Source organism: Vulcanimicrobium alpinum (assembly GCF_027923555.1).
GTDB lineage: Bacteria > Vulcanimicrobiota > Vulcanimicrobiia > Vulcanimicrobiales > Vulcanimicrobiaceae > Vulcanimicrobium > Vulcanimicrobium alpinum.
Genome location: NZ_AP025523.1, coordinates 2614351 through 2640162, shown reverse-complemented (window position 1 = coordinate 2640162; position 25812 = coordinate 2614351). Strand labels below are relative to the sequence as shown.

The following is a 25812-nucleotide window of genomic DNA, read 5'->3' as shown; positions in this document are numbered from 1 at the left end:
GTCATGCACGAACACGTCGCCGTTGTCGGCGCCGGGACGATGGGCGCGGGGATCGCGCGGGTCGCCGCTGCCGCCGGTCATCCGGTGCTGCTTTTCGACGCGTGCGAAGGCGCGGCCGCGCGCGCGATCGAGGGGATCGGCGCCGATCTCGAGAGGCGCATCGAGCGCGGCAAGCTCGCCCGTGACGAAGCGCGCGCGCTCATCGGCCGCCTGCACGCCGCGTCCGCGCTCGACGCCCTGGCGTCGGCGCAGGTGGTCGTCGAAGCGATCGTCGAGGATCGCGACGCGAAAATCGGACTGTTCCGCGACCTCGAACGGATCGTCGCGTCCGACGCGATCCTCGCGACGAACACGTCGTCGATCTCCGTGACCGCGATCGCGGGCGCGCTCGCGCATCCCGCGCGCTGCGTCGGAATGCATTTCTTCAACCCCGCACACGTGATGGAACTTGTCGAGATCGTCGCACCGCTGACGGCGTCGGAAGATGCGGTGGCGCGCGCGACGGCGCTTGCGGAGCGCTGGGGGAAACGGCCGATCCGCGTGCGGTCGACGCCGGGATTCGTGGTGAACCGCGTCGCCCGTCCGTTCTACGCCGAAGCCCTGCGCGCGCACGGTGAGTTCGGGATCGCCGTCGCCGACGTCGACGCCGCGCTGACCGAATCGGGCGGGTTCCGGATGGGACCGTTCCGGCTGATGGATCTGATCGGCAACGACGTGAACTTCGCGGTAACCGGTTCGGTGTTCGAGGCGTTCGCCTACGACCGGCGCTTCGCGCCGTCGCTCGTGCAGCAGGAACTGGTCGATGCGGGCCGTCTCGGACGCAAGAGCGGACGCGGCTTCTACGACTACGCGCCCGGCGCGAAAGAGCTCGATCCCTCCGATGCTCCCTCCGGTGTCGCGCCGCGCAGCGTTGTCGCGTACGGCGATCTCGGCGTTGCCGCCGCGCTGGTCGCGCTCGCGCGCGAGCGCGGGATCGCGGTCGAGGAACGCGCCGGTACGGACGCGCGGATCGAGGTCGACGGCGTCGCCCTGCGGCTCACCGACGGTGCGCAGGCGGCCGAACACGCGCGGCACGCTCCGTCGGTGCTCTACGATCTCGCGCTCGACTACGCGTCGTGCGCGCGCATCGTCGTCGCCGCGCCCGACGCCGATCCGTCGCCGCTCGCCGCCGCAAGCGGGTTCTTCCGCGCGCTCGGCAAGTCGGTGAGCGCGATTCCCGACGTGCCGGGCCTGCTCGTGATGCGCACCGTCGCCGCGATCGCCAACGAGGCGTGCACGATGCTCCCCGAAGGGATCGACGACGCGACGATCGATCTTGCGATGACGCTCGGCGTCAACTATCCGCTCGGCCCGCTCGGTTGGGCCGAGCGGATCGGCTGGGATCGCGTGCTCGCCGTGCTCGAGCAGTGCACGCGGCTGCTGGGACCCGAACGCTATCGCCCCGCGTTCGCGCTGCGCTCGCGCGCGCTGCGGACGGCCGGCGCTACGTGAGCGACGGCACCTTCATTGTCGCGCGGTCGCCTTCGGCGCGCCGGTACTGATTAGGCCACGGCATCGGCGCGCCGAGCGCGCGCGATGCGAACAGCGGCCAGTACGGGTCGCGGAGGAGTTCGCGCGCGAGGAGCACGAGGTCGGCGCGGCCGCCCGCGACGATCGCCTCGGCATCGGCGGGCTCCGCGATCATCCCCACCGTCCCGGTCGCGATCCCGGCCTCGCGCCGGATCTGCTCCGCGAACGGCGTCTGATACAGCGGTCCGACCGGGATCGATCCCGCCGGCACGGGGACCGCGCCGCCGGTCGTGACGTCGATGAGATCGGCGCCGTCGGCGCGCAGCAGCGCGGCGAGTTGGACCGACTGTTCGGCGTCCCAGCCGCCCGCGGCCCAATCGGTCGCGGAGATGCGGACGAACAGCGGGTAGCGTTCCGGCCACACGGCGCGGATCGCGCGCACGACCTCGCGCGTGAGCCGCGTGCGATTCTCGAACGAGCCGCCCCAGCGGTCGGTGCGCCGGTTCACGAGCGGCGAGAGAAACTGGTGCAGCAGGTAGCCGTGCGCGGCGTGTACTTCAACGACCGTTCCGCAGACGGCTTCGGTCCGGCGGGCGCCGTCGGCGAAGGCGCGGACGATCGCGGCGATCCCGTCTTCATCTAAAGCCGCCGGCGTCGGGTACGACGGATCGAAGGGCTCGGTCCCCGGTGCCACCGGCGTCCAGCCGCCGTCCGCGGACGTCACGGCACCGTGGCCCTCCCACGGGCGTTTGGTCGAGGCTTTCCGGCCGGCGTGCGCGAGCTGCGTCCCGAACGCCGCGCCCTGCTCGCGGCAGAACCGGGCGATCTCCGCGAGCGCGTCGACGTGCTCGTCTTTCCAGATCCCGAGGTCCTGCGGAGAGATCCGGCCCTCCGGCGTCACCGCGATCGCTTCCGTCAGCACGAGAGAAGCGCCGCCGACGGCGCGGCTCCCCAGATGCACGGTGTGCCAGGTGTTTGCGAAACCGTCGCTCGAGGAGTATTCGCACATCGGGGAGACGACGACGCGATTGCGCAGCGTGACGCCGCGCAGCGTATACGGAGAGAACAGTTCGGACATACCTTCGGGAAGACGCTCGCGTCGCCGTTCGAGTTTCGCGGCAGGGCCGGAGGATGGGGGCGGCAGGCTCCCCAACGCTCGAACGCATGCGGGCGAGGCCCTGGCAGTCGCCGATCGTCGGCGCCGTGTTCGTGGTCGCCTGGGTCGCCTTGGACTGGACGACGCTCGCGCTGCATCGCGCCCCGGGGTTCTCGCCCTGGTATCCCGGTGCCGGTCTCACCGTCACCCTGCTGTATCGTTTCGGCGTCCGCTACGCTCCGCTCGTCGTCGTGGCCGAAATGCTGCGCTGGACGCTTTATCACGATCCGGCCTACGCGCTTCCGACGGCCGCGATCCAAGGCGTGATCGTCGGGGGCGTGTACGCGGGCGGCGTGCTGCTCGCACACCGCAGCGGTCTGGTGCTGCCGTCGGTGCGCGTGCGCGACGCGCTGGCGTTCTGCGGGCTCGCGCTGCTGCTCGCGTTCGTCACCTCCGCGCTTTCGGTCGCGCTGCACGCGTCGGCGGGATCGCTCTCGCCGAGCGGTGCGATGGATCAGTTTCGCGTGTTCTGGCTCGGCGACGCGGTCGGCATCCTCGCGTTCGCGCCGGTCCTCGATCTCGCGATCTCCGCGGCGCGCGGCTACGCCCCGGCCGCCTACCGCCGCGTGCTTCCGGCATGGGCCGAGCTCTCCGCCGTCGCGCTGATCGCGGCGCTGAACGTCGTTGCGCTCGGTGTGCTGCGGCTCGATCCGCAGCGCGCCATCGTCTTCGCCTTGGTGCTGGTCCCGGTCGCGGCGCTCGCCGCCGCCGGCGGGATGCGCGGCGCGATCATCGGAATCGCGGCGGTCGACGTCGCGCTCGTCGCGATCGCGATCGTCTCCCGCGTTGATGCTTCGCAGGTCGCCGGCGGTCAGCTCGACGTGATCCTGCAGACGATCCTCGCGCTCGTGCTCGGCGCGATGACGTCGACGCGCGAGCGGCTGCGGATCCTCGGCCGATGGCTGCTGCTGCACGACGCGCGCACGTCGCTGCCCAATCGCGCAGCGCTCGAGACGTGGGCGCGAGGCCCCGAGTCGTCGGCGATGTGGGTCGCGTGCATCGATCTTGATGCGTTCGGCCTGCTCGACATCGGGATGACGCGCCGCGATGCGGATGCCGTGCTGCAGGCGGCGTGCGAGACGATCGGTGCGACGGTCTCCGACGCACAGTTTTTCGGACGATTCGAGTCGGACGCGTTCGTCGTCGCCCATGCCGGCGACCGCGAGGCGGCGCTTGCGGCGGCCGAACGGATCGCGCGCGCGTTCTTGACGCCGCTGCGCGCGGCCGGCGCGGAGTTCCGGTTCACGTTGTCGATCGGGATCGCGCACGGCGTCCGGCGCGACCGGCGCGCGCTGCTGATCGAAGGGCTCGCCGCGATGGCCGAGGCGAGCGAAGCCGGCGGCAACCGCGCGGTCGTGTTCGCGTCGGCCGACGATCCGGCGGATCGCGCGCGGCTGGCGTCAGAACTCGTGCGCGCCCGCGACGACGAACAGTTCCTGCTGCATTATCAGCCGATTCACGAACTCGACGGCGAGCGCCGCATGGTCGGCGCGGAAGCGCTCCTGCGCTGGCAGCACCCGACGCGCGGCCTGCTGCGCCCGGCGGCGTTTCTCACCCAGCTCGAACTCAGCGGCCTGCTCGCCGACATCGAACCGTGGATCGTACGCGAAGCGGCCGCGACCGCGTCGGAATTGCGCGCGCGCGTCCCGGGGATGCGCGTGTGGATCAACATCAGCGCCGGCGCGCTGTTCGATCCGGCGTTCGTCGAGGCGCTGCCGCGCATCGTCCGCCGCGCGGGGGCGCAGCCAAGCGAGCTGGTCATCGAGGTGACCGAACGGATCGTCTCCGGCGACGAGATCGGGCCCGTCCTCGAACGGCTGCACGCGACTGGCGTCCACGTCGCGATCGACGACTTCGGAACGGGACACTCGTCGCTGGGGCGCCTGCGGGCGGCACGCGTCGACATCATCAAGCTCGACCGCTCGCTCGTCGCCGCGATCGATAGCGACCGCCGCGCGCAGTCGATGACGTCTGCGTTGCGCGAACTCGCCGAGGGGATCGCGGTCACCGTCGTCGGCGAAGGGATCGAAACGGAGGCCGAGGCCGGTGCCCTGCAGCGATGCGGGTACCGTTTCGGTCAGGGCTATGCGCTGAGCGAACCGATGGACCGCGCGGCGCTGCGCGCGTACCTCGCGCGGTACCCGAACGCGTGAGCGCTGCGCGCGCTCACGTCGCGACGGCCGCGTCGAGTGCGTCGCGAAGGCGCGCGAACGCGTCCGGGATCGTCTCGCACGGTGCCGCGGCGAACCCAAGCGCGAAGCCGCGCACGTCGGTGCGCGCGATGCAGTCGAGCGAGAGCGGGTGCAGTACGACGCCGCGCTCGCGTCCCGCGCCCGCCACGGCGCGGTCGTCGAGCGTCTCGTCGGCGGCGACGGTGAGATGAATGCCGCCGGTGATCGGTCCGATCTGCAGCCGGCCGCCGAACGGTGCGAGCAGGTTGCCGAGCATCTCGGCGCGCCGCTGATACTCGCCGGTCGTGCGGCGGACGTGGCGCGCGAGATAGCCTTCGGCGATGAAGTCGGCGAGAATGCGCGGCGTCTGCGGTTCGGCACCGAGCGACGACGCTGAGCGCGCCGCGTGAAACGCCGGGACAAGATGCGGCGGCGAAACGACGTAACCGACGCGCAAGCCCGGCGCGAGGACCTTGCTGAACGTCCCGACGTAGATCACGCGATCTTCCGTGTCGGTCCCCCTGCAGCGCCGGCATCGGCGGGCCGCCGAAGCGAAACTCGCCGTCGTAGTCGTCTTCGACGACGTACGCGTCGTGCGCGCGCCTACGCGAGCAGCGCGCGGCGCTGCTCCGACGGCAGCGTTCCGCCGAGCGGATACTGATGCGCCGGCGTCACGAAGCACGCGCGCGCCGCCGGCGCCTGCGTCGCGTCGAGCCCGTGCTCGTCGATCGCGATCGGCACGATGCGCGCCCCCGGGCTTCGAACGCGATGGCGAACGGACAGCCGGGATCTTCGAGCACGGCCGGGTCGCCGGGATCGACGAGGGCCTGCGCGATCAGTACGAGCGCCGACTGTGGGCCTTCGACGATCACGATCTGATCGGCGCTCGCACGCAGCGCGCGAAATTGCCGCAGGTGGTCGGCGAGGACGCTGCGCAGGCGCTGCAAGCCGGCGATGTCCTCGTACGCGAAGCGGTACGGGTGCGTGCGCAGACGGCGCGCGAAGCGGTCCCACGGCGAGAGGGGAAACGCGGCGATGTCCGGGACGCCAGTGCGAAACGGCACGTGCTTCTCGCCGACGTGCGCGAAGCGCCCGGCGATTTCGACGCAGCGCTGCGCAGCCGGCGGGACCGCCGGCGCGCCGCCCGTGCGCGCCGCGGCCGCCGCGGATCGCGCGGCGCAGGTTCTGCACCAATTGGCGCGAGAGCGGCAACAGCGACGCGTGGTCGGGAAAGAGCGACGCGGTGTCGGCGAGACACGGTTCTTCCATGGCGGGTACCACTCTCGGGCAAACGCGGCCGGCGGGCGAGAGCCAAAGGCGAGCGCTGCGGCGGAGCCGATCCGGTAAGGCGCCTTACCGACGCCGACTGCGGCCGGCTGGTACGGTGTGCGCGATCCGCCTTCACACTCCGAGAGGAAGTCTTGCTGTCATGATTCGTTCGATCGCCGCGCTGTCCGTCCTGATGGCGCTGGGAACCCCCGCACTCGCCGATACCGCGATGTCGTCGCCCGCGCCCCACGGCGCGATGACCGGCCACGACGCGATGAAAGGCCACGATGCGATGAAAGGCCACGATGCGATGAAGGGGCACGGCATGCCGAAGCCGGGCGCGACCCCGTAGTTCTCCCCGGATATCCCGGGGTGCACGCCGCGGGTACGATCCGCATCACGATCCGCAGCCCGTGCCGGGCGATCGCGAGCGTCTCGGCGGCCGCTCGGCAGTTCGGCGCAGGCCGCCGTCGTATCATCTGCTTCGATGAGAATGCTCGAGTCGCGCGCGATCGAGAATATTGCAAGCGCTCCGGCAACGGCCGACGATCGCCGTTGGGCCGCCGTCTGCAGCGCGCTCGTCGCCGCGGTGTTTCTGGCGTCGATCCCCTGGGGCGGGGCGCGCCTGCCGCTGCTGGTCGCGTTTCTGCCGACCGTCGTCGGCGCCGGGATCGTCGTCCTCACGCTGACCGCGATCCTGCTCTACGTGCAGTACCGGATCGAGCGCGACCCGCGCCTCGCGCTGCTCGCGATCGCGTACGGCTACGCCGCGGTGACGCAGCTGATCTACCTGCTGACGTTCCCGCAGACGTTCCCGCAGACGCTGCTTTCCGGACTCTCACTCGATTCCGGGACGCAGACGGCGGCCTGGGCGTACGTCGCATCGCAGTTCGGCTTCGGCGCGTTGCTCATCGCGCAGGCCCTTGCCGCACGCGCGCGCTGGCGCATCTCGCGCGACGTCGTACGGTTGATCACGATGAGCGTCTTCGGCGCCGTCGCGATGTACGCGCTCTTCGTCACGCTCGATCACGCTCTGCTCCCCGAACTCACGCGCGGCGGCGTCGACACGCCGCTGCTGGCCCAGGTCATCGCGCCGCTGCTGATCGTCGAGATGATCGTCGCGCTGGTCCTCGTCGCGCTCGATCCGCAGACCGTCACGCAAGTCTGGCTGGTGGTGGTCGTGCTGGCGCGGCTCTTCGCGGTCCTCTCCGCGGGCGAGATCGCTAACGCGCGATTCTCCACCGGCTGGTACGTCGGACGCGTCCTGGAACTCGTGAGCGCGGTGATCGTCCTCGCCGTCTTCCTGATGAAGATCAACGATCTGATGGTGCGCCTGGCGCAGCGCAACCGTTCGACCGCGGAAGCGCTCGCGGTCGGCGAAGCGCGCTATGCGTCGCTCGCGAACGTCGTCCCGCAGCTGCTCGTGACCACCGATGCGGCCGGGAGCTTGGAGTACGTCAACGACCGCTGGGTCGCCTATACCGGCCTCGATTTGAACGCGTCGCGCGACGGCGAATGGCACCGCCCGATCGAGCCCGCCGACGACGCCGCGTTGCGCGAGCGCTGGCACGACGCGCTCGCGGATCTGCAGCCGATCACCCAGGACGTGCGGATGCGCGAAGCTCGCACGGGGCGCTCCCGCTGGTTCTTGTGCAACGCCGTCCCGGTGCGCGGCGCCGACGCCGCCGTCGCGGCTTGGATCGCGACGTTCACCGACATCGACGCGCAAAAGCGCTTGGAAGAACGCGAAGCGTTCATCGCAAACGCCGGCGACCGGCTCGTCGCGTCGCTGGACGTCGACGCGACGGTCGGCGCGATCGCGTCGCTGCTCGTGCCGCGGCTCGCCGAACGCGTCTCGGTCGCGCTGGTCGACGACGACGGTCACTTCCGCGTTGCGGGCGAGCCGGTTGACCGCGCGCTGCAGGACGCGATCGCGGCCGTCGTCGCGCGTGAAGCGCCCTTCGTCGCCGGACCCGCGGAGCGCGCGGCCGACGCGCGCTGGCGCCGGCTCGGCGCCGGCTGGTCCGCCGTCGCGCCGCTCATCAGCGGCGAGAGCGTGATCGGTGCGCTGATCGCGTCGCGCGAAGAACGCGCGTACGAGTCCGACGAGGTCGCGATGCTGCGCGAGTTCGCGCGGCGCGCCGCGCTCTCGCTCGATCACGCGCGGTTGTACGAGCGCGAACGGACGACCGCCGACGCGCTGCAGCGCGCGATGCTGCCCGCGCAGTTGCCGCTGCTCCCCGATCTGCGTTTCTCGGCGTCGTACTCCGCGGCGTCGGAGTCGCAGCGCGTCGGCGGCGACTTCTACGATGCGTTCACGCTCCCCGACGGCCGCGTTGCGATCACGATCGGCGACGTCACCGGCCATGGGCTCGAAGCCGCCGTCATCATGGGCGAGATCCGCCAGGCGCTGCGCGCCGCGGCGTTCGAATCCGCCGAACCCTCGGCGATCCTCGATCGCGCGAGCCGTCTGCTCGTCGCGAGCGGGCGCAGCGTCTTCGTCACCGCGATCTTCGGCGTGCTCGATCCGGTGACGGGGCGGTTCGCATATGCGTCCGCCGGCCATCCCGCGCCGCTGCTCGACGACGGCACCTGGCTGCAGCGCTTGCCGACGGCGGGCCTGCCGATCGGACTGCGCGACGACCAAGGCGTCGATTTCGCGATCGCGCTGCACGCGCCGTGCACGCTGGTGACGTTCACCGACGGCCTCATGGAGTTCGCGCGCGATCTCGACGAGGGCGAACGCCGCATCGAAGCCGCGATCCGTGCGCTCGCGCGCGACGACATCGATCATCTCGCGGCGGCGATCATGAAGGACGTGCTGCGCGACGACGAACCGACCGACGACATCGCGATCCTCACCGTCACGATCGACCGCTTTGCGAACGAACGCCGCGGCGAGGAACGCGAATGGCGTTTCGTCAGCGACGACGCGCGCACGGCCGCGATGGTGCGGCGCGATGTCGGCGTGCTGACGTCAGCCTGGACCGGCCGCGACGACGTGCGTTTTCCCTCCGAACTCGCCTTCGGCGAACTGGTCGCCAACGCGCTGCGCCACGCGCCCGGCCCGGTGCGCGTCGTGCTCGAGGCCGACGTCGCCGGCGTCGTCACGCTCACCGTCGAGGATCGCGGACCGGGGTTCGTCGCGCGCGGAAACGTGGTCGATCCGTTCGCGGAAAACGGCCGAGGGCTCACGCTCGTCGGCGGCCTCGCGGACGGTTTTGAGATCGGACCGGCGCCGCACGGCGGAACCCGAGCGCGAGCGCGGTTCGACCCTGCCGAACGGCCCCTCGCTCAGGCCCGTTAGCCTAGTCACAGAGGACGCCTGGGTCGCTCAGGAGTCCTAGACGAACCGCTTGCCTCGGCCAGGCCGAGGCGAATCACGACGAAGGCGAAAACGAGCCGGGGATCTCGACGCACGGGAACGGTGCATTCGGCATCCTCGCGCAGTCGGTCGGCGGCGGCGGCGGCATCGCCGGCACGCTCGACGCCGGGCTCAACAAGACCAGTTTCGGATCGACCTCGACGCTGACCGCCAAAGGCGGCGGCGGCGGCAACGGCGGCGACGTCAACGTCAATGCGATCACGTGGATCCGCACGCTCGGCGCGGGCGCCGACGGGATCTTCGCGCAGAGCGTCGGCGGCGGCGGCGGTCTTGCCGGTTCGACCAACGGCACCGCGTTCGGATTCGCGGGGAGCGCCGGCGGTGCCGGCTCGGCGGGCGCCGTCAACGTGAACTTCGACGGCGTGCTCGGCACGTTCGGCAACGGCGCCGACGGGATCTTCGCGCAGAGCGCAGGGGGTCTGGGCAAAGGCGGCAACGTGAACGTCGTCGTGAACGGACTGGTGCTCGTCAACGGCTCCAACGCCGACGGCGTGTACGCGCAGAGCCATGGTGCGGCCGGCAACGGCAACATCTCGGTGTACGTCGGCGACGAAAGTGTCGTGCAGGGCGGCGACGAGAGCGGCGCGGGCGTGCGCATCGTCGACGGTGCGAACAACACGCTCACCAACTACGGTCTCATCACGACCGCGAAGATGCACGATGTCCCGTATCCGTTCCGCAACGTGAACGAAGTCGCGCGCAACCCGCAGTCGTCGACGTCGTCGACGACGACGGCGAGCGGTCAGCGCAGCGAAACGGTGACGGGGCGTTCGACGGGCGTCGCGGCGGCGACGCCGGCATCCGTCGCAACGGCGTCGAGCGGAACATCCTCCGCGCGTTCGACCGGCGTGGTCGCACGTTCGGTCGACACGACGGCGCCTTCGACTGCGGCGTCATCCGCTGCGACGACGACGGCGTCGGCCGAGCCGGCGGTGCTCGGCACGTGGGCACAGCGTCCGTCGCTGATGCCGGAACTGCGTTCGACGAACGTGAACGGCGACGGGGCGAACGTTGCGAACGATCCGACGAATCTTGCGGCGAGCTCGGTGCTTTCCGCTCCCGGCAGTGTGCGCGCGACCGCGACGGCTGCAGCTGCAAGCGGCACCCGCATGACCGCGGCGCACAACGGGCTCTCCGCGCTCACCGACCTGATGAACCACAACGTCGATCCGCTCGGCCTGGCCGGATACGTCTCGACGCAGAGCAATCCGAACGATCAGGATCTGGCGATCTGGGCGAACGCAGGAACGCTGACGATCAACAACTTCGGAAAGATCCACGGCTCGATCGATCTCAACGGCGCGACCGGGATCTTCAACAACAAGGGCGTGTTCGCGCCGGGTGCCTACGTGAACTTCGGCGGCCTCGGCACGCTCTCGAACAACGGCGGAATCATGTCGCCGGGCGCCGGGCTCTTCATCGGGACCACGACGCTCAGCGGCAGCCTCTACCAGAGCGCGGGATCCGACTATCTGGTCGATCTCGATCTGCAGAACAATCGCGTGGACCGCTTCGTGGTGTCGGGAACGGCATCGCTCGCCGGGACGGTCGATCTGCAGCTGTACAACATGGGCGCCGCAGCGCCCGGGACGTACGCCAAGACGATCGTGACCGCAGGCGGCGGGATCACCGACCACAGCGGGCTGACCCTCGCGCTGCCGAAATCGGCGGTGGCGTCGTTCAGCCTTGCGTATCCGGACGCGAACGATCTACAGCTTGGCTACACGATCGATTTCGCGCCGCGCGCGAAGGGGGCGCTCGGCGCGAATGACGTCGCGTTCGGAGAGTACGTGAACCGCATCCAGAACGCCGGCAGCACGACGACGCTGCAGCCGCTCGCGGCGGGCGCGTTCGCGCAGCCGAGCCTCGGGGCTCTGCAGCGGTACTACGCGCAGGCGACGCCCTCGGGGACGCTCGCGGCCTCGCCGGCTGCGCTGCAGACGAACCTCGACTTCTCCGGCGCGATGCTGGGCTGCCGCAACGGCGACCGGCTCGCATCGAACGAGAGCTGCAGCTGGGGTGCGCTGGGATCACAGCACGCCGAGCAGAAAGGCGCGTACGGTTCCGTCGGCTACGCGCAGAGCATGTCGGGCGTCTCAAGCGGCTTCCAGCGGGCGATCCGCGACGGCCGCACGCTCGTCGGGGCTGCGCTGCGCTACGACACCGGCGCGCTCGACGCGATCGCGGGGCAGCAGCTCAAGGGCGATGCCATCAACGTCGGGGTGCTCGCAAAGCGGCTCATCGGCCGCGACGGCAGCGTCTCGGCGAGCATCGTCGCCGGCTCCGCGAACTACGCCTCGACGCGCACGCCGCCGGTCGGCGGGGTGCACGCGACGGCGCACGGGAATCAGCACACCTCGTACGTCGGCGCGCACCTGCGGGCGGAGCGCGCGATCGAACGCGGTGCGACGACGCTCACGCCGTTCGTCGACGTCGGCGCGACCCGCGTGAACGCAGGCGCGCTCGACGAGACCGGTGCCGGTGCGCTCGACGTGCGCGTCGGCGCGCACAGCGAGACGTTCGCGACAATGCAGACCGGCGTCTCGCTGGCGACGGTCCGCCACGCGGGCAGCACGACGCTGCGGCCCGCGCTCGAGCTCTCGGTGACGGAACTCGTCGGCAACGCGCGCAGCGCGACGTCGGCGGCGTTGGACGGTGCGCCTACGGGCGTCGCGCCGTTCGTTCTCACGAACACGCTCGACCGCACACGCTTCAACCTCGGACCGTCGCTCTCGATCTCACAGAAGAACAAGCTCGACGTGAAAGTCGGCGGAGCGTATCAGTTCTCCGGCGCCTCGCACAACCTCGCCGGCTACGTGCAGATCGGAAAGAAGATCTAGCGCAGCCTGTCGTACGCGGCCGCGAAGCCGTCGAGGGCGAGCGTGATCGTCACCGTCTGCTTCGCACCGTTGTCGGCCAGCGATTCGTAGGCGATGCGCAGCGGCAGCTTTGCCGCCCGCATCGCCGCGAGCGTCGGCTCGCCGAGCGGCGCGCGCGCAAAGCAGCCGTTGCGGTTGCAGGTGAAGACCGAGAGCGTCTGCACGGCGCCGTTCTCGAACCCCAGGCGAATCCCGTCGGAAAGCGCGATCCCCAGCGGAACCTGTACCAGCGCCGAGGGGGCTGCGGCATCGGCCGGGCGCGTGATCGAAATCGTGCTGATCGCGCCGCCGCCGCGCGCGGTGACTTGATCGAGCAGGGCGCACTGCAGCGCCCCGCCCGACGAGTCGCACTGGAGCCGCCAGCCCGAGATCGAAATCTGCGCTTGCGGGACTTGCTGCGTGATCGCGGGCGCCGCCGACGCACGCGTCGCGGGAGCGGGCGACGATGTCTGCGCGTTCGCGGCAGCACCGAGCGCCGCGAACAACACCATGCCGGTCGCGAGTCTCATCCGTTCACTCCTCTGGGTGTGCGGTGAGGTTGGCGCGAACGCGTTGCAGGACCTCGCGGACCTGACGGATCTGGGCGCTCGAGACGCCCTTGAGCGCGAGCGCATTGACCTCGGCGGCGTAGCGGAGCAGAACCGTGCGCAGCCGTTTGCTCTTGGGCGTGAGCATGATGTGCGTCTTGCGGCGATCTTCGACGCTGCGGCGCCGTTCGATCAGGCCGCGCTTCTCCATCGCGTCGAGCGCCGCGACCGTCGACGGCTCGAGGATCCCGATCCGAGTGCTGAGCTCGCGCTGGGTGAGACCGTCCTCTTCCCACAATTCGCGCAGGATGAAGTACTGGCCCAACGTCACGTCGTGCCGTTCGATCCGGTCCCCGAGCGCGCGCATCATCGTCCGTGACGCTTCGCGCAGCAGGTAGCCGAAACTGCGTTGCGGGTCGAGGTGGAACCCGACCGCATCCGTGAGGCTGACCGCTTTTTTCACGTCCGTGCGGGTTCGACGAGGGTGCGCCTGCCACCGCCTTGCGGCATCTCGGAAAAATGTGTATATTTCCAAATACTTCGATACTCAAAGGGTGTTGGAATGTCCGCGATCCCGCGTCTCACGATGGAACAACTCCCCGACGGACTCGCCGCGCTGCTGCGGCCGCGCGTCGAGCGGCTTGGCTATTTGGGTGAATTCTTCCGGTGCACCGCCAACCAGCCCGACGCGCTCGAGGCGTTCTATCGGCTCACCGAGGCGCTCAAAGCGACCGTCCCCGACCGGCTGACCGAAGTCGTCGCGCTCAGCGTCGCGACGAAGCTCGACAACGCGTACGAGCGCAACCAGCACGAGCGGCTCTGCGTGAAGCTCGGCTACGGTGCCGATTGGGTGCGCGCCGTCGAGCGGCTCGATCCCGCCGATGCGGTGCTCGCGCCCGACGAGCAGGCGGTCCAGCGGCTGGTCCTCGGCGCGCTGGAACGGGCCGGCAAGGACTGTCTCGCGCTGGTCGACGCCGTCGCCGAACGCACCGACCCGCAGGTTGCCGTCGGCGTGCTGATGTTGATCGGCCGGTACGCGATGCACGCAACGATCGTCAACGCGCTCGACCTCGCGCCGCCGGTCGCCGGGATCTTCGAGGCAGCGGCACGATGAGCGCGCCGCGCTGGATCACCGAGGCCGAGGTCGTCGCCGCGCTCGACCTGCCGCGGGCGATCGACGCGCTCGCCCGGACGCTGGTCCTCGAAGCGCACGGCACCGCGGCGACGATGGTGAAGACTGTCGCGAGCTGGGGCGGCGGCGACACGCTGCACGCGCTCGGCGCGGCGGTCCCCGGCGCCGGCGTCGTCGGGACGAAGACCTGGGCGCACACGGAGGGCGGCGCGACGCCCCTGCTCGTCCTCTATGACGCGCACGACGGCGCGCTGCTCGCGATCGTCGAAGCGTTCGCACTCGGGCAACTGCGAACCGCGGGCATTTCCGCGGTGGCGACGCGTGCGCTCGCGCTCCCCGACGCTTCGGAGCTCGCGATCCTCGGGACCGGAAAGCAGTCGCTCGCGCAGGTCGCCGCCGTCGCCGCGGTGAGGCCGCTGCGGCGCGTGCGCGTTTGGAGCCCGAACCCCGAACACCGCGCGTCGTTCGCGCAGCGCGTGCGCGAGACGCTCGGCGTCGAGACCGTCGACGCGGCGAGCGTGCGTGACGCCGTCGACGGCGCGCACGTGATCACCGCCGCGACGCGCGCGACGGCGCCGTTCATCGACGCCGCGATGCCCTCGCGCGGCGCGCACCTCAACGCGCTCGGGGCGATCGTGCCGAGCCGCGCGGAGTTCGAGCCGGCGCTGCTGGCGCGATGCGCGGTCGTCGCCGCCGACAGCGTCGAGCAGACGCGCGCGCTTTCGCGCGAGTTCCGCGACTTCTACGAACCCGGCGGCTGGGCCGCGGTCCGGCCGCTCTCGTCGCTGCTCGCCGAAGGCGCCGAGCGACCCGCCGGCGCCGACCTCACGCTGTTCAAGGCGATGGGGATCGGCCTCTCCGACCTCGCGCTCGGCATCGCACTGCTCGATCTCGCGCGCGAGCGCAGCCTGGGCCGTGAACTTCCGGCGCCCCGCCGCGCCGCGCTCGATTTTTCTCACCTCGCCGTCCCTGCACAGGTGTCATGACTGCATCGTCTTCGTTCTTCGTCGACCGTTCGGGTGCGCGCGCACCCGACCTCGATCTGTGGCCGTCGATCGTGATCCCCAAAGAGTCGATCGACGCCGAGGTGGAGCGCCTCGCGTCGATCGAGCGGCCCGCCGACGGCTTCCGCCGTTCGCTGATCGTCCATCCGCGTTCGACCGATCCCGGACTCGGGCTCGCGCCGGGGATCCGCGTCTCGCTCGACGTGCTGCTCCCGGGCGAGCGCACCTCGCCCGTCCGCCACAACTCGACGCTCGTCAACTTCTGCATCCGCGGCGGCGGGACGAGCATCACCGGCGGACGCCGCATCGACTTCGCGACGCACGATGTGTGGAACACGCCCTCGATGGCGGCGTACGTGTACGAGAACGACACGGATGCGGTGCAGGTGCGGCTGACGTATTCGAACGCGGCGCTGCTCGAGCGGATGAACGTGCACGTTGTCGAGCACGATCTGCCGGCGAGCGCGGCGGATGAAGGCGCGGTCGACGAATCGCGGCCGCGCGAATCCAACGACGCGAACCCGTTCGGGACGTTCGCGCTCGACGGCGGCGCGTATCTGATGCCGTACGAGCAGCTCATCAATCCGGACGTCGTTCCCTCGGCGACCCTGCACTGGCCATGGGAGAAGGTGAAGGAGCATCTCGACCGGCTCGCGAGCCTCGGCCAAAGTTATCGCGGCCGCCGTCTCTACCTGCTCTACAATCCCTCGACCGGGCACACCAACGGGACGACCAACAACTTCTTCGCGACGATGACGATTCGGCCGGCGAAGATCGTCGACCGGCCGCATCGTCACACCGCCGCCGCGATCAACTACTACTTCGCGGGGAGCGGCTACAGCACCGTGGAAGGCCGGCGGGTCGATTGGAAAGCCGGAGACCTGATGCTGAGCGCGCCGGGCTGGGCGATTCACAACCACGCTTCCAACGACGAGCCGGTCTACGAACTGACGATCCAGGACAGCCCGCTCAACATCGCGATGCAGTCGCTGCTGTGGCAGGAGAATCTTGCCCAGCCGCTCGCGGTACTGGGCGCGCAGACCGGGTTCGCCACCAACCGCGAGACGGTGGGCGCGACGCGATGATCTTGGCCCGCGACGCGCTGCGCGGTTCGTATCCGCCGCTGATCACGCCGCTGCGCGACGGCGCGATCGACGAGGACGCGTTCGCGCGTCTCGTCGAGCTGCAGATCGCGCATGGTTCGCACGGAATCGTCGTCAACGGGACGACGGCAGAACCGGCGACGCTCACCGTCGCCGAACGCAAACGTCTGCTCGAAGTCGCGCTCGACGCTGCGAGCGGCCGGCTTCCGGTCGTCGCCGCGACCGGCTCGCAGAGCCTCGCAGAAACGCTCGAACTCACGCTGCACGCCGACGCGCTCCCGGTCGAAGCGCTCCTGATCGTGACGCCGTATTACACCCGCCCGCCGCAGCGCGGGCTCGTCGCGTACTACCGCGCGGTCGCGGAGCGCATAACCCACCCGTTCCTCGTCTATCACATTCCCGGCCGCACGGCCGTCTCCGTGACCGTCGAGACGCTGCTCGAGATCGCCGAGGCGACGCCGCACTTCGTGGGAATGAAGCACGCGGTCAACGATCTCGGCTTCGTGACGCGCGCCCTCGCCGCGCTCGGCGACGACTTCCGCATCTTCGCCGGGCTCGAGGAGCTCAGCTATCCGATCCTCGCGGTCGGCGGCTGCGGGCTGATGAACGCGGTCGCCAACCTCGCGCCGCGCCGCATCGCGGAGCTGTACGCCGCGGCAGCGCGCGGCGACGCCGCGGGGGCGCGCGCGCTACACGCGGCGCTGAACGAGATCAACGAAGCGGTGTTCTTCGACACCAACCCCATCCCGATCAAATACATGATGCGGCGCTTGGGTCTGCTCGAGCGCAACGAGCATCGTCTCCCGATGATATCCGCGACGCCCGAACTCGAGAACAGGCTCGACGGCGTGCTCGCGCGCGCCGGATTGCTGGCCGGCGCACCGGTCTAGCAGGCCAATGAAAAATCGGCCGAGTTGATGTTGGCGTGACGGCGTTTTTCGCGTATTATAAGAGCAAGTCTCCTCATACCTTGGTGAGGTTGCGGCCGATGCGGACTCATGATGAGCAGCGTGCATCCGTTTGGACGACGTTGCAGCCGGAAGACACCGTGCCCGGCGATCATCCGTTGCGCCCGATGCGCGTGATGGTCAACGAAATTCTGCGCGAACTCTCGCCGGAGTTTTCCAAGCTCTACTCCCGACGGGGCCGGCCATCGATCGCGCCGGAGAAGCTGCTGCGAGCCTTGCTGTTGCAAATGTTCTACTCGATCCGCAGCGAGCCGATGCTGCTGGAGCAGTTGCGTTACAATTTGCTCTTTCGTTGGTTCGTGGGCTTGAGCATGGACGACAAGATCTGGGACCCCTCGACGTTCAGCAAGAACCGCGATCGGTTCTTGAATGGCGAAATCTCCGAGCGGTTCTTCGCCGCTGTGGTCGAGCGGGCGCGTGCCGACGAACTGCTCTCGAACGAGCATTTCACCGTCGATGGGACGCTAATCGAGGCGTGGGCCAGCCACAAGAGCTTTCGGCCCAAGTCGGACGACGAACCGCCGACCTCGAGCGGCGGTCGCAACGAGGGCGTGAACTTTCGTGGCCGGCCGCGCAGCAACGAGACGCACGTCTCGAGTACCGATCCGGACGCGCGGTTGTACCGCAAGAGCAGCGGCGCGCCGGCGATTCTCGGCTATCTCGGACATGCTCTGATGGAGAATCGCAACGGCTTGATCGTCGGCGTGAAGACCACTCGCGCGACCGGGATCGCCGAACGCGAAGCAGCGCTGGAATTGATTCGCGGGGTCAGCGGAAGCAACCGAATCACGCTCGGTGCCGACAAGGCGTACGATACCAAAGACTTTGTCGAGGCGTTGCGAGCGCTCAACGTGACGCCGCACGTTGCTCAAAATACGACCCGTCGCCGCAGCGCGATCGACCGCCGAACCGTCCGCCATCCGGGCTACACGGTGAGTCAACGCAGGCGCAAGTTGATCGAGGAGAGCTTCGGGTGGGGCAAGACGATCGGCCGATTGCGCAAGGTGCATTTCCGCGGGCTTGATCTGGTCGGCGACATTGTGCGCTGGACGGCCGCGGCGTACAACTTGATCAGGATACGCAATCTGAGGGCCGCGACATGATGCGAAGTGATGCTGACCCGAGGGGCGTTTTCGAGATGAACCGCTCGGCAACGGGCTTCGAGAGGTCCGCCGACCTCCCGAAAACCGTGCTGAACGGGCAGTTCGCGAACCACGCGCCGATTTTTTCACGGGGCTGCTAGACGTCCGGGGTCCGTCCGGCTTCTTCGCTAAGACGCGCGCTCGTGCGGTTCCTAAGCGAGCCGGGCGCGCAGCGCGTCGAACGAGAGCACCGGCGTCTCGTGCTCCGCGCCGGACCGCCAGCGCGACGGTGGCGTCCCGTGTACGCGCCCGAACGCGCGCGCGAACGCCGCCGGATCGTAGCCCATCCGCGCCGCAACCGTCTGCACCGGCGCGCCGCTCTCGATCGCGTGCCGGGCTTGCTGCATCAGCGCGATTTCGCGCCAGACGCGCAGACCGCGGCCGCTTTCGCGCGCGCTCAGCACGCTGAGCGAGCTCAAGCGATAGCCGCAGCGCCGCGCCACCTCGCTGCAGGACGGCGGAGGGATGTCGCCTGCGAACGCGCCGTACGCATCGACGAGCACCGCGCCGCGCATCGGACGCGCGGCGCGCGCTACGCACGCGGCGTCGCGCAGCACGGCGCGCAGGGCGTCGCAGGCCGCCGTCACCGCGGCGCGCCGCCGCGCCGACGGAGGCTGCGCCAGGGAGCGATGAAGCGCCCCCAGCGCGGCGTCGGCGGCGGCGTTCCAGCGCAGCTGCACGGCGCGCGCGTCGCCGGCGAGCGCGAGCGGCGCCGCGACCGCGACGATGCGCACGCGGCGCTCGCCGACGTAGCCGTGACGGATCAGCCCCGGCGGGACGAGCATCGCATCGCCCGGCGCGAGCGCGAACCGTCGTTCTCCGGCCTCGGCCCAACCCGCACCCTCGTCGACGATCGCAAGCATCGTGAACGCGTTGATTCGCCCGCTGCTGAAGGTCGCTTCGTGCTCGGTCCCGACGACGGCGGCGCAGCGCGCCGCGACACCGTCGACATCGGGTGCCAGCGTGATCATCGTGCGCGGTCCGGTCATCGTCCCGAGTTTAGCGCGGGACGGCGAGCAGTTCCAGGGTCCGCGCGCCGTGCTCGGCGGCGAAATCGCCTTGCCAGCCGGCGATCGTCGCACCGAGGGGGACTGCCGGGATGCCCTCGGCGGCGAGCGAGACGACGGTCGCGATCTCGGCCAGCGTGCTGGTCGCAGCGCACGCGTCGGGGATCCAGCGCGCGTTGAAGCCGCGCGCGCGCGCCGAGCGCGCGGCGATCGCGACGCCGATGTCAGATGCCGCTCCGGCGATCGCGACGTTCCAGCGGCCGCTGCCTTCGAGCGCGAGCGCGACCTCCGGCGCGGCGAACGCGTCGACGGTCGAACGCCACACGACCGGTTCGCCGGCCAGCGCGGCTGCGAGCGGCGCGCGCCGTTCGCCGAGCGCGCCGGCGGTGACGAGGATCGGGATCCCGTGCATGCGCGCCGCTTCGACGAGCGCGCCGATCGCCGCCTCAAACTGCTCGGCCGAGCGCGTCATCGTCGCGCCGATGCGCGACGGTTGCGCGTCGACGACGAGCAGCAGGTCGCGAATCGCGTTCATGCCGCCGCCGTCGCGGCCGGTGCCGCCGCCCAGCGTGCCAAGTACGCGCGCAGCGCCGCGAGATCGTCAAGCGGTCCGCGAAATCCGAGATAGCGGTCGGGACGGACGAGGATCGCGGTCGGACGGTGCACGTCCCAGCGATCGTGCAGCGTGCGGTCGCGATCGGCGAGCACGTCGATCCCCGCGGCGACGCGTCGCGGATCGACCGCAACGGCACGGCAGCGGAGATCGGTGAATGCGCCGGCGATCTCCTGCAACGCCGCGATCGAGGCGGCATCGAGCGACGCATCGTCGTCGACGATCGCGAACAGCGTCCAGCCCTCGCCGCGCATCGCGTCGAACGCCGTGCAGTTGACGCCTGCGGCGACGTCGACGAGCAGCGCGTCGGGAACGCGGTCGCCCGCACGCAGCGATCCGCGGTCGTGCTGTTCGGAGAGCGCGCTCGCGCGATAGCCGATCGCGATCTCCTCGACGAGATTGCGCAGCGTCGTCTGCACCGCGCGCGCGTCGAGCGCGAGCGGCGCGAGATGCTCGAGCGCGAAGCGCAGCGCGGCGTTGGGACGGCTGAGGGTATTGAAGCCCGCGTCGGTTCCGCGGAGGAGTCCCGCCGCGACGGGCGTGCGCTCCGCGCTGTACGTGTCGAGCAGTGCATCGGGTGCGCGACCGTGAACGACGGCGGCGAGCTTCCAGGCCAAGTTGAACGCGTCTTGAATCCCCGTGTTCATCCCTTGGCCCGCGACCGGGACGTGCACGTGCCCCGCGTCGCCGGCGAGGAACATCCGGCCCGCGCGGTACGTCGGCGCGCGCCGGGCCTGCGTGCGGAAGCGGTTGAGCCACAACGGCTCGGAGAGCACGGCGTCGGGATCGGCGATCTCGCGGACGATCGCCTGCATCTCCTCCAGCGTCGGATCGCTGCGGTCGTCGGGGTTGCGATCCGGCCTCGCGCAGAGCACGCGGAAGAGTCCGCTGCCGTCCATCGGAAAACAGCCGAGAAAGCGATCGCGCTCGATGAACAGATGACCGACGCCCGCGGTGTACGACCACCGTACGCGCGCGTCGGTCTGCACGAACTCGCGTGCGGCGTAGCGTTTCCCCTCGAACGGAATCCCGCAGTGCTCCCGCACGATGCTGTGCGAGCCCTCGCAGCCGACGAGCCAGCCGGCGCGCACCGTCTCGATGGCGCCGTCGGCGCGCCGCAGGTCGATCTCGACAGCGTCGCCGGCTTCGCGTACCGATGTCGCCTCCACCGGCCGCTCGACGGTGACGCCGAGTTCCCTGAGACGCTTGACGAGGATCGCTTCGGTGACGTTCTGCCCGACATCGAGCGGGACGCTGAAGGGGCTGTCGGCGCCGGCGAGTTCGAGCGCGCCGACGACCGTTCCGAACGCGTAGATCGTCGCGCGCGCGAACGGGTGCGCGTAGGGCCACCAGCGGCCGGCGATCCCCATCGCGTCGAACACCTCCTGCGTGCGCGCGTGGAGGATGCTGGCGTGCGAGTGATGGACGGGCTCGGCGCGCCGGTCGGCGACCCGCACCCGGACACCGTGGCGGGCCAGTTCGGCGCTCAGCACCATCCCGACCGGGCCGCCGCCGATCACGAAGACGTCGATCTCGCTCATCGCGCCCATCGTATCCGCTCGGAAGGGTCACGGCCTTGCAGTTTTTGTTCGTGTGGGCGCAGAATGAAATTTCCTTCGACCATCGAAGTATTTTCCGGCGAAGGAGGTTTTAGAGACGACGTTTCGTTTCGTCCCGTCCCCATGGGAAGTGCGCTACGACGCGCGCCGCCGCACGCTGGGGGTCGCCGACGGGCGCAGCGAGCTGGCCGCCGGCGTTCGCGTGCCGCTCTGCGACGACGCCGGTCCCGGCGTGCGCCGCCTGGCCGGCGAGTTGGCGCTGCGTACCGCGCGCCTCGGTCCGCTGGCGCTCGAAGGCGACGAGGTCGCGCAGGCCGAGTCGCTGATCGCCGGCCTCGGTGACGAGCGCGCGGCGCGCCTGCTCCTGCTCGGCGTCCGCGCGGCGAACGCCCCGGCCGACGAGCGCGACCGTCGCCAGCGCGCGCGCATCCGCGAGGTCAGGAAGCGTTTGGCGTCGCGCCGCACATCCTCGACGTGGCACGGCGGTTCGCACGCGAGGGCTATCTCGCGCTGATGCCCGACCTCTACAGCAACGACGCGACGCGCAAGACGCTCACCGTCGAGGAGATCGACGCCGCGCTCCCGCTCTCGCGGCTCGACGATCCGTCGGCGGAACTCGCGAAGCTCGCGCCGGAGCGGCGCGCGGCGATCGAGCGCGCGCTGGCGTGGCGCAAGACGACGATGCCGAAACTCTCGGCATACGCCGACGATCTGGGTTCTGCGATTCCGTACCTGCGCTCGCGCGCCGACGTGCGCGCCGATGCGATCGGGCTGATCGGCTACTGCATGGGCGGCGCGCTCGTCGGGGAACTGCTCGCGCGCGGCGCGGCGGTCGCCGCCGCATCCATCTACTACGGCCGGCTCCCCGATCCGGCGCGCGCCGCGGCGATCGTGACGCCGCTCGAAGGTCACTTCGGCGGGGCCGACGCGCCCCTGACGTCGCTGGTCCCGGCGTTCGACGCGGCGATGCGCGCCGCCGGCAAACCGTTCGAAGCGTTCGTCTACGACGGCGCGCCGCACGCGTTCTTCAACGACACGCGTTCCAGTTACACCCCCGCCGCTGCGCGCGACGCGTGGGCGCGCACGCTGCGGTTCTTCGCCGACCGCTTCGCAGGAGCACCGACGTGAAAAACAACCCGCACGGGATCGGGATCATCGACCACTTCAGCCTGCCGTGCAAAGACCCCGAACTCTCGCAGACGTTCTACGAGACGATCTTCAGCGCGCACGTCTTCACCGACGCCAACGGTCCGCACGTCTTTGGCGCCGGCCCCGAAGATCGCAAACTCGGCCGCTCGATCCACATCTTCATGGAGATGGACAATGGCCAGCGTTTCGAACTGCTGGGCCACGAACTCAACGGCAAGCCTCCGGAGGGGACGCATCACGCGTTCAAGGTCGGTCCGAACGATCTGCCCGCCGTTCGACGTCACCTGGAAGCGCACGGCGTCCCGTACTGGGGTCCGGGGACGCACCGCGGAACCGACGCCGTCTCGATCTACTTTCACGATCCCGACGGAAACGTGCTCGAGTTCGTCTGCTGGGGCGGCTACCCCGATCTCGCCGCGGTGCCGCTCTCGCAGCACATGGAGAAGCCGAACTGGGACTACGTCTGGGATCCGGTCGCGCGGCGGGCGCACGCGCCGACGTAGTCGCGCAGTTCGCCCCGCGACCGCACGCGCAGGCGTTCGAACGCCGACTGCAGGTAGTTCTCGACGGTGCGCGTGCTGAGGGCAAGCTCCGCGGCGATCTCGCGATTTGAAAGTCCCGCCGCCGCGCGGCGCGCGACGTCGCGTTCGCGCGGCGTCAGCGCGTCGAAGGGGTCGTCGCGCTCGTCGCCTTGCACCGGCGCGAACCGCAGGCCGCGGTCCTCCATCGCGCGGACGGCGTCGCCGCGCCGGCCGGCGGCGTCGAGCGCGTACGCGCGATACGCGGGCCAGCCGAGATCGGCATAGAGCTGCGCGGCCCGCGCGGCGGCGTCGGCCGCAGCGCGGCGCTGTTTGCGGCGCCGTGCGTCCTCGCTCTCGAGCAGCGCCGACTCGGCCACCGCGGCGGGGTTCGCGGCGCGCTCGGCGTGCGCGCGCGCCGCGCGCAGCGTCTCGTCGTCGCCGGCAAAGGCGATCCACGCGCCGAGAAATGGCGGCATCGTCGACGTCCCGATCGCCTCGAGCGCGCGCTTCAGCAGCGCGGCTGCACCGGCGCGGTCGCCGCGATGGACGGCGAGGCGTGCGTGCGCAACGGCCGCCATCCCGACGAGTTCGGGGTTGCGCGTTCCGACCGCTTCGTCGACCGCGCCGAGCGCGGTGCAGCGCTCGAGCAGCGTCTCGTCGGCGGTAGCGAGCGCGATCGGGATTCCGACCGCGGCGTTCCACAGGCGCCCCATCGTCGTCGCGTGCGCGGGCTGCGCTGCGAGCGCCCCGGCAAGCGCCGCCGACGCGTCCCCGATCCGCCCTTCCAAAAACGCGAAGCGCGCAAGCTGCGTCGCGATCCCGGTGACGTGGAACGGCAGCCCGAACTCGTACGCGAGATCGAGCGCGCGTTCCAGCTGTTCGCGGCCGTATCCGCCCAGGCCGAGAAACGGTGCGTACGATCCGACGTTCGCGAGAATTGCGACGAGCGGCTCGATGATGCGCGACCGTTCGGCGGCGGCGACCGCCTCCGACGCGTGGACCCGGAACGCGTCGACGTCGCCGTCGAGCGCGGTGAGCTTCGATGCGACGCTGTGAAAGGCGCCGATTTGGGTCTCTTCAGCGAACGGGAGCGACGGGATCGCCGCATCGAGCGCGCGGCGCATCCCGGGGCGATCCGCGTCGTAGGCGGCGTTCTGCGCCGCGGCGGCCCAGGCTTTCATCGAAAGCGCAGACGGCGGACGATCGGCGAGCCGTGCCAGCGCGCCCTCGAGCGCGGCGTTGGAGCCGTCGAGATCGGTGAGCATGTGGCGCAGGCGGCAGCGGTGCAGGTCGACGCGGGTCGCGCCGTCGGCATCGCCCAGCGCCTCGTACGCCTCGAGCGCCGCGTTCAACTCCGGCTCCGCATCGGCGAATCGCCCGCACACCAGCGACGCGAATCCCAGCCGTTCGAGGATTCGGGCGCGCTCGGCGGGGTCGACGCCGTCGACGGCAAGCGCGTGACGGTACTGCGGGATCGCATCGCTGAACGAGGACATCGCGATCGCTTCGTCGCCGGCGGTGACGCTGAACCGCGCCGCGCGGCGGGCCTCGCCGGCGCCGCGCCAGTGGTGGGCGAGGCGCGCTGCGTCCGCGTCGCCGCGCGACTCCAGGCGTTCGGCGATCGCACGGTGCAGCGGCGCGGAACGCTCGGCGGGGATCGCGTCACGGATCGCGGCTTGGGTGATCGCATGGACGAACGACCATGCCGCAGCGCGGCAGCGCACGATCTGCGCGCGTTCGGCCGCTTCCAGCGCGCGGCGCACGCCGGCGCCGTCGAGACCGCTCAGCGCGCAGAGATCGCCAATTGCGAACGTATCCGCGAGGGCCGCTGCGTCGACGACGGCCCGCGCGGACGCAGGGAGCCGGCTATAACGCCGCCGGATCGGCGCGGCGATCGTAACGGGCATCGCCCGCTCGCCCTCCATCCGATGCCGTAGCAATTCGAGCGCGTAGAACGGGTTGCCGGCGGCGAGACTGCCGATCTCGCGCAGCGCTTCGAGCGGTGCGTCGCGCAGTTCGCTCGCCGTACGCCGCAGGAGCAGCAGCGTGTCGGCCGAGGAAAGCGGCGCGAGCTGGACGCGCGCCGCGTGCGGGAAGCGCTCGCGCCATTCCTCGCGTCCGCCGGTGCGCGCGGTCATGAGGAGCATCAGCGGAACCGCGCGGACTTGCCCCGCGAGGAAGCGGAGCAGTTCGATCGTCGTCGCGTCGGCCCACTGCAGGTCTTCGACGGCGATGGTCACCGCGCTGCGCTCCGCCAGCCGCCCGATCAGCTTCGCGATCTCGGCGAAACGGCGCGCTTTCTCCGCGGCGCGTTCGGGACCGAGGAGCGCGGTGATCTCGGCCAGCGTCTCGCGCGCGCTCTCGCGGCACGCGCGGGACGCGCGATCGAAGCCCAGATGCAGGCCCAGGAGCGGACGGCGCACCGTCTCGGCGTGCGTCGCGAGGATCGCCGGGGCACCGGGCTCCTGCGCCGCCAGCACGTCCTCGACGATTCGCGTCTTCCCGATCCCGGCCGCACCTTCGACGAGCACCGCCGCCGGCCGCCGTTCGGTGCGCACGCGCGCCAGCATGTTGGACAGGAACGCGGTTTCGCGCGCGCGTCCGATCGTCTCCGGTGCACGGAGCGAAGGGGAGATCATCGCACGCCTCCGGTCTGCAGGGTCGTCGGCACCGGTGTTCCTTTCACCCGGATAGAGTAGCGCTACTCTACCAAAAGTT

General features: G+C 70.4%; 23 protein-coding genes. 13 read left to right on the top strand and 10 right to left on the bottom strand.

Annotation, left to right across the window (positions count from 1 at the left end; genetic code table 11):
* Positions 1 to 3: 3 nt before the first annotated feature.
* A complete protein-coding gene (locus WPS_RS13540; RefSeq protein ID WP_317995007.1) occupies positions 4 to 1491 on the top strand; it encodes a 3-hydroxyacyl-CoA dehydrogenase in 1488 nt (495 codons plus the stop codon).
* Here the strand turns inward: WPS_RS13540 and WPS_RS13535 are convergent.
* Positions 1484 to 2587, bottom strand: a complete 1104-nt coding sequence (locus WPS_RS13535) for an NADH:flavin oxidoreductase/NADH oxidase (RefSeq protein ID WP_317995006.1) — start codon at positions 2585 to 2587, stop codon at positions 1484 to 1486. The two genes, WPS_RS13540 and WPS_RS13535, sit on opposite strands and share 8 nt — an antisense overlap.
* An 86-nt stretch (positions 2588 to 2673) precedes the next feature.
* On the opposite strand from WPS_RS13535, the gene WPS_RS13530 reads away from it, so the two are divergent.
* The gene (locus WPS_RS13530; protein WP_317995005.1) at positions 2674 to 4818 is read left to right on the top strand and encodes an EAL domain-containing protein; all 2145 of its coding nucleotides are present in this window, start codon (positions 2674 to 2676) and stop codon (positions 4816 to 4818) included.
* A 13-nt stretch (positions 4819 to 4831) separates the two neighbouring features.
* Here WPS_RS13530 and WPS_RS13525 read toward each other — a convergent pair whose 3' ends face one another.
* Both WPS_RS13525 and WPS_RS13520 read right to left on the bottom strand, forming a co-directional pair.
* Positions 4832 to 5335 carry an aminotransferase-like domain-containing protein gene (locus tag WPS_RS13525; protein WP_317995004.1) on the bottom strand — a complete coding sequence of 168 codons (504 nt, stop codon included), beginning with the start codon at positions 5333 to 5335 and terminating at the stop codon, positions 4832 to 4834.
* 172 nt (positions 5336 to 5507) lie between these two features.
* Positions 5508 to 5900 (bottom strand): aminotransferase-like domain-containing protein, encoded by a 393-nt coding sequence (locus WPS_RS13520; protein ID WP_317995003.1) that lies wholly within the window; start codon positions 5898 to 5900, stop codon positions 5508 to 5510.
* Positions 5901 to 6265: 365 nt separating this feature from the next.
* Between WPS_RS13520 and WPS_RS13515 the strand changes: the two genes are divergently transcribed.
* On the top strand, positions 6266 to 6457 hold the full coding sequence (locus tag WPS_RS13515; protein ID WP_317995002.1) for a hypothetical protein: 192 nt from the start codon (positions 6266 to 6268) through the stop codon (positions 6455 to 6457).
* 135 nt (positions 6458 to 6592) lie between these two features.
* Entirely contained in the window at positions 6593 to 9412 is a 2820-nt protein-coding gene (locus WPS_RS13510) for a SpoIIE family protein phosphatase (protein ID WP_317995001.1), read from the top strand.
* A gap of 73 nt (positions 9413 to 9485) precedes the next feature.
* On the opposite strand, the gene WPS_RS13505 is transcribed toward WPS_RS13510, so the two are convergent.
* Positions 9486 to 9836, bottom strand: coding sequence for a hypothetical protein (locus tag WPS_RS13505; protein WP_317995000.1), 351 nt, complete (start codon positions 9834 to 9836; stop codon positions 9486 to 9488).
* A 1-nt stretch (position 9837) separates the two neighbouring features.
* Between WPS_RS13505 and WPS_RS13500 the strand changes: the two genes are divergently transcribed.
* Positions 9838 to 12330 (top strand): autotransporter family protein, encoded by a 2493-nt coding sequence (locus tag WPS_RS13500; RefSeq protein WP_317994999.1) that lies wholly within the window; start codon positions 9838 to 9840, stop codon positions 12328 to 12330.
* Here WPS_RS13500 and WPS_RS13495 read toward each other — a convergent pair.
* Complete coding sequence (locus WPS_RS13495; protein ID WP_317994998.1) at positions 12327 to 12878, bottom strand: invasion associated locus B family protein; 552 nt, start codon at positions 12876 to 12878, stop codon at positions 12327 to 12329. The two genes, WPS_RS13500 and WPS_RS13495, sit on opposite strands and share 4 nt — an antisense overlap.
* Before the next feature lie 4 nt (positions 12879 to 12882).
* On the bottom strand, positions 12883 to 13359 hold the full coding sequence (locus WPS_RS13490) for a MarR family winged helix-turn-helix transcriptional regulator (RefSeq protein ID WP_317994997.1): 477 nt from the start codon (positions 13357 to 13359) through the stop codon (positions 12883 to 12885).
* 99 nt (positions 13360 to 13458) lie between these two features.
* Between WPS_RS13490 and WPS_RS13485 the strand changes: the two genes are divergently transcribed.
* From WPS_RS13485 to WPS_RS13465, 5 genes are all read left to right on the top strand, one after another.
* On the top strand, positions 13459 to 14010 hold the full coding sequence (locus WPS_RS13485; protein ID WP_317994996.1) for a hypothetical protein: 552 nt from the start codon (positions 13459 to 13461) through the stop codon (positions 14008 to 14010).
* Positions 14007 to 15014 (top strand): ornithine cyclodeaminase family protein, encoded by a 1008-nt coding sequence (locus WPS_RS13480; RefSeq protein ID WP_317994995.1) that lies wholly within the window; start codon positions 14007 to 14009, stop codon positions 15012 to 15014. The genes WPS_RS13485 and WPS_RS13480 overlap by 4 nt, the downstream gene beginning before the upstream one ends.
* Positions 15011 to 16117 (top strand): cupin domain-containing protein, encoded by a 1107-nt coding sequence (locus WPS_RS13475; RefSeq protein WP_317994994.1) that lies wholly within the window; start codon positions 15011 to 15013, stop codon positions 16115 to 16117. Before WPS_RS13480 ends, WPS_RS13475 begins: the two co-directional genes overlap by 4 nt.
* Entirely contained in the window at positions 16114 to 17025 is a 912-nt protein-coding gene (dapA, locus tag WPS_RS13470; protein WP_317994993.1) for a 4-hydroxy-tetrahydrodipicolinate synthase, read from the top strand. The genes WPS_RS13475 and dapA overlap by 4 nt, the downstream gene beginning before the upstream one ends.
* A 98-nt stretch (positions 17026 to 17123) precedes the next feature.
* Entirely contained in the window at positions 17124 to 18206 is a 1083-nt protein-coding gene (locus WPS_RS13465) for an IS5 family transposase (RefSeq protein ID WP_317994189.1), read from the top strand.
* Between the two features lie 191 nt (positions 18207 to 18397).
* Here WPS_RS13465 and WPS_RS13460 read toward each other — a convergent pair whose 3' ends face one another.
* From WPS_RS13460 to WPS_RS13450, 3 genes are read right to left on the bottom strand one after another with little or no spacing between them, the layout of a single operon-like run.
* Entirely contained in the window at positions 18398 to 19234 is an 837-nt protein-coding gene (locus WPS_RS13460; RefSeq protein WP_317994992.1) for an AraC family transcriptional regulator, read from the bottom strand.
* A 10-nt stretch (positions 19235 to 19244) separates the two neighbouring features.
* Positions 19245 to 19787, bottom strand: coding sequence for a cysteine hydrolase family protein (locus tag WPS_RS13455; RefSeq protein WP_317994991.1), 543 nt, complete (start codon positions 19785 to 19787; stop codon positions 19245 to 19247).
* A complete protein-coding gene (locus tag WPS_RS13450) occupies positions 19784 to 21406 on the bottom strand; it encodes an FAD-dependent monooxygenase (RefSeq protein WP_317994990.1) in 1623 nt (540 codons plus the stop codon). Before WPS_RS13450 ends, WPS_RS13455 begins: the two co-directional genes overlap by 4 nt.
* Before the next feature lie 148 nt (positions 21407 to 21554).
* Here WPS_RS13450 and WPS_RS13445 point away from each other — a divergent pair, with 148 nt between their 5' ends.
* The 3 genes from WPS_RS13445 to WPS_RS13435 are packed head-to-tail and all read left to right on the top strand — an operon-like array spanning position 21555 to position 23076.
* The gene (locus WPS_RS13445; RefSeq protein WP_317994989.1) at positions 21555 to 21938 is read left to right on the top strand and encodes a hypothetical protein; all 384 of its coding nucleotides are present in this window, start codon (positions 21555 to 21557) and stop codon (positions 21936 to 21938) included.
* Positions 21899 to 22552: a dienelactone hydrolase family protein gene (locus WPS_RS13440; protein ID WP_317994988.1), complete on the top strand. Its 654-nt coding sequence runs from the start codon at positions 21899 to 21901 to the stop codon at positions 22550 to 22552. The genes WPS_RS13445 and WPS_RS13440 overlap by 40 nt, the downstream gene beginning before the upstream one ends.
* Positions 22549 to 23076, top strand: coding sequence for a VOC family protein (locus WPS_RS13435; RefSeq protein WP_317994987.1), 528 nt, complete (start codon positions 22549 to 22551; stop codon positions 23074 to 23076). Before WPS_RS13440 ends, WPS_RS13435 begins: the two co-directional genes overlap by 4 nt.
* Here WPS_RS13435 and WPS_RS13430 read toward each other — a convergent pair.
* A complete protein-coding gene (locus WPS_RS13430; RefSeq protein WP_317994986.1) occupies positions 23031 to 25733 on the bottom strand; it encodes an ATP-binding protein in 2703 nt (900 codons plus the stop codon). The genes WPS_RS13435 and WPS_RS13430 overlap by 46 nt on opposite strands.
* Positions 25734 to 25812 lie beyond the last annotated feature (79 nt).

Excerpts from the sequence above, each read along its gene's own strand:
- WPS_RS13515 (WP_317995002.1), top strand. The coding sequence starts at position 6,266 with ATGATTCGTTCGATCGCCGCGCTGTCCGTCCTGATGGCGCTGGGAACC.
- WPS_RS13455 (WP_317994991.1), bottom strand. The coding sequence starts at position 19,787 with ATGAACGCGATTCGCGACCTGCTGCTCGTCGTCGACGCGCAACCGTCG.
- WPS_RS13465 (WP_317994189.1), top strand. The coding sequence starts at position 17,124 with ATGCGGACTCATGATGAGCAGCGTGCATCCGTTTGGACGACGTTGCAG.
- WPS_RS13460 (WP_317994992.1), bottom strand. The coding sequence starts at position 19,234 with ATGACCGGACCGCGCACGATGATCACGCTGGCACCCGATGTCGACGGT.
- WPS_RS13485 (WP_317994996.1), top strand. The coding sequence starts at position 13,459 with ATGTCCGCGATCCCGCGTCTCACGATGGAACAACTCCCCGACGGACTC.
- WPS_RS13495 (WP_317994998.1), bottom strand. The coding sequence starts at position 12,878 with ATGAGACTCGCGACCGGCATGGTGTTGTTCGCGGCGCTCGGTGCTGCC.
- dapA (WP_317994993.1), top strand. The coding sequence starts at position 16,114 with ATGATCTTGGCCCGCGACGCGCTGCGCGGTTCGTATCCGCCGCTGATC.
- WPS_RS13510 (WP_317995001.1), top strand. The coding sequence starts at position 6,593 with ATGAGAATGCTCGAGTCGCGCGCGATCGAGAATATTGCAAGCGCTCCG.
- WPS_RS13480 (WP_317994995.1), top strand. The coding sequence starts at position 14,007 with ATGAGCGCGCCGCGCTGGATCACCGAGGCCGAGGTCGTCGCCGCGCTC.
- WPS_RS13475 (WP_317994994.1), top strand. The coding sequence starts at position 15,011 with ATGACTGCATCGTCTTCGTTCTTCGTCGACCGTTCGGGTGCGCGCGCA.
- WPS_RS13530 (WP_317995005.1), top strand. The coding sequence starts at position 2,674 with ATGCGGGCGAGGCCCTGGCAGTCGCCGATCGTCGGCGCCGTGTTCGTG.
- WPS_RS13430 (WP_317994986.1), bottom strand. The coding sequence starts at position 25,733 with ATGATCTCCCCTTCGCTCCGTGCACCGGAGACGATCGGACGCGCGCGC.
- WPS_RS13535 (WP_317995006.1), bottom strand. The coding sequence starts at position 2,587 with ATGTCCGAACTGTTCTCTCCGTATACGCTGCGCGGCGTCACGCTGCGC.
- WPS_RS13450 (WP_317994990.1), bottom strand. The coding sequence starts at position 21,406 with ATGAGCGAGATCGACGTCTTCGTGATCGGCGGCGGCCCGGTCGGGATG.
- WPS_RS13540 (WP_317995007.1), top strand. The coding sequence starts at position 4 with ATGCACGAACACGTCGCCGTTGTCGGCGCCGGGACGATGGGCGCGGGG.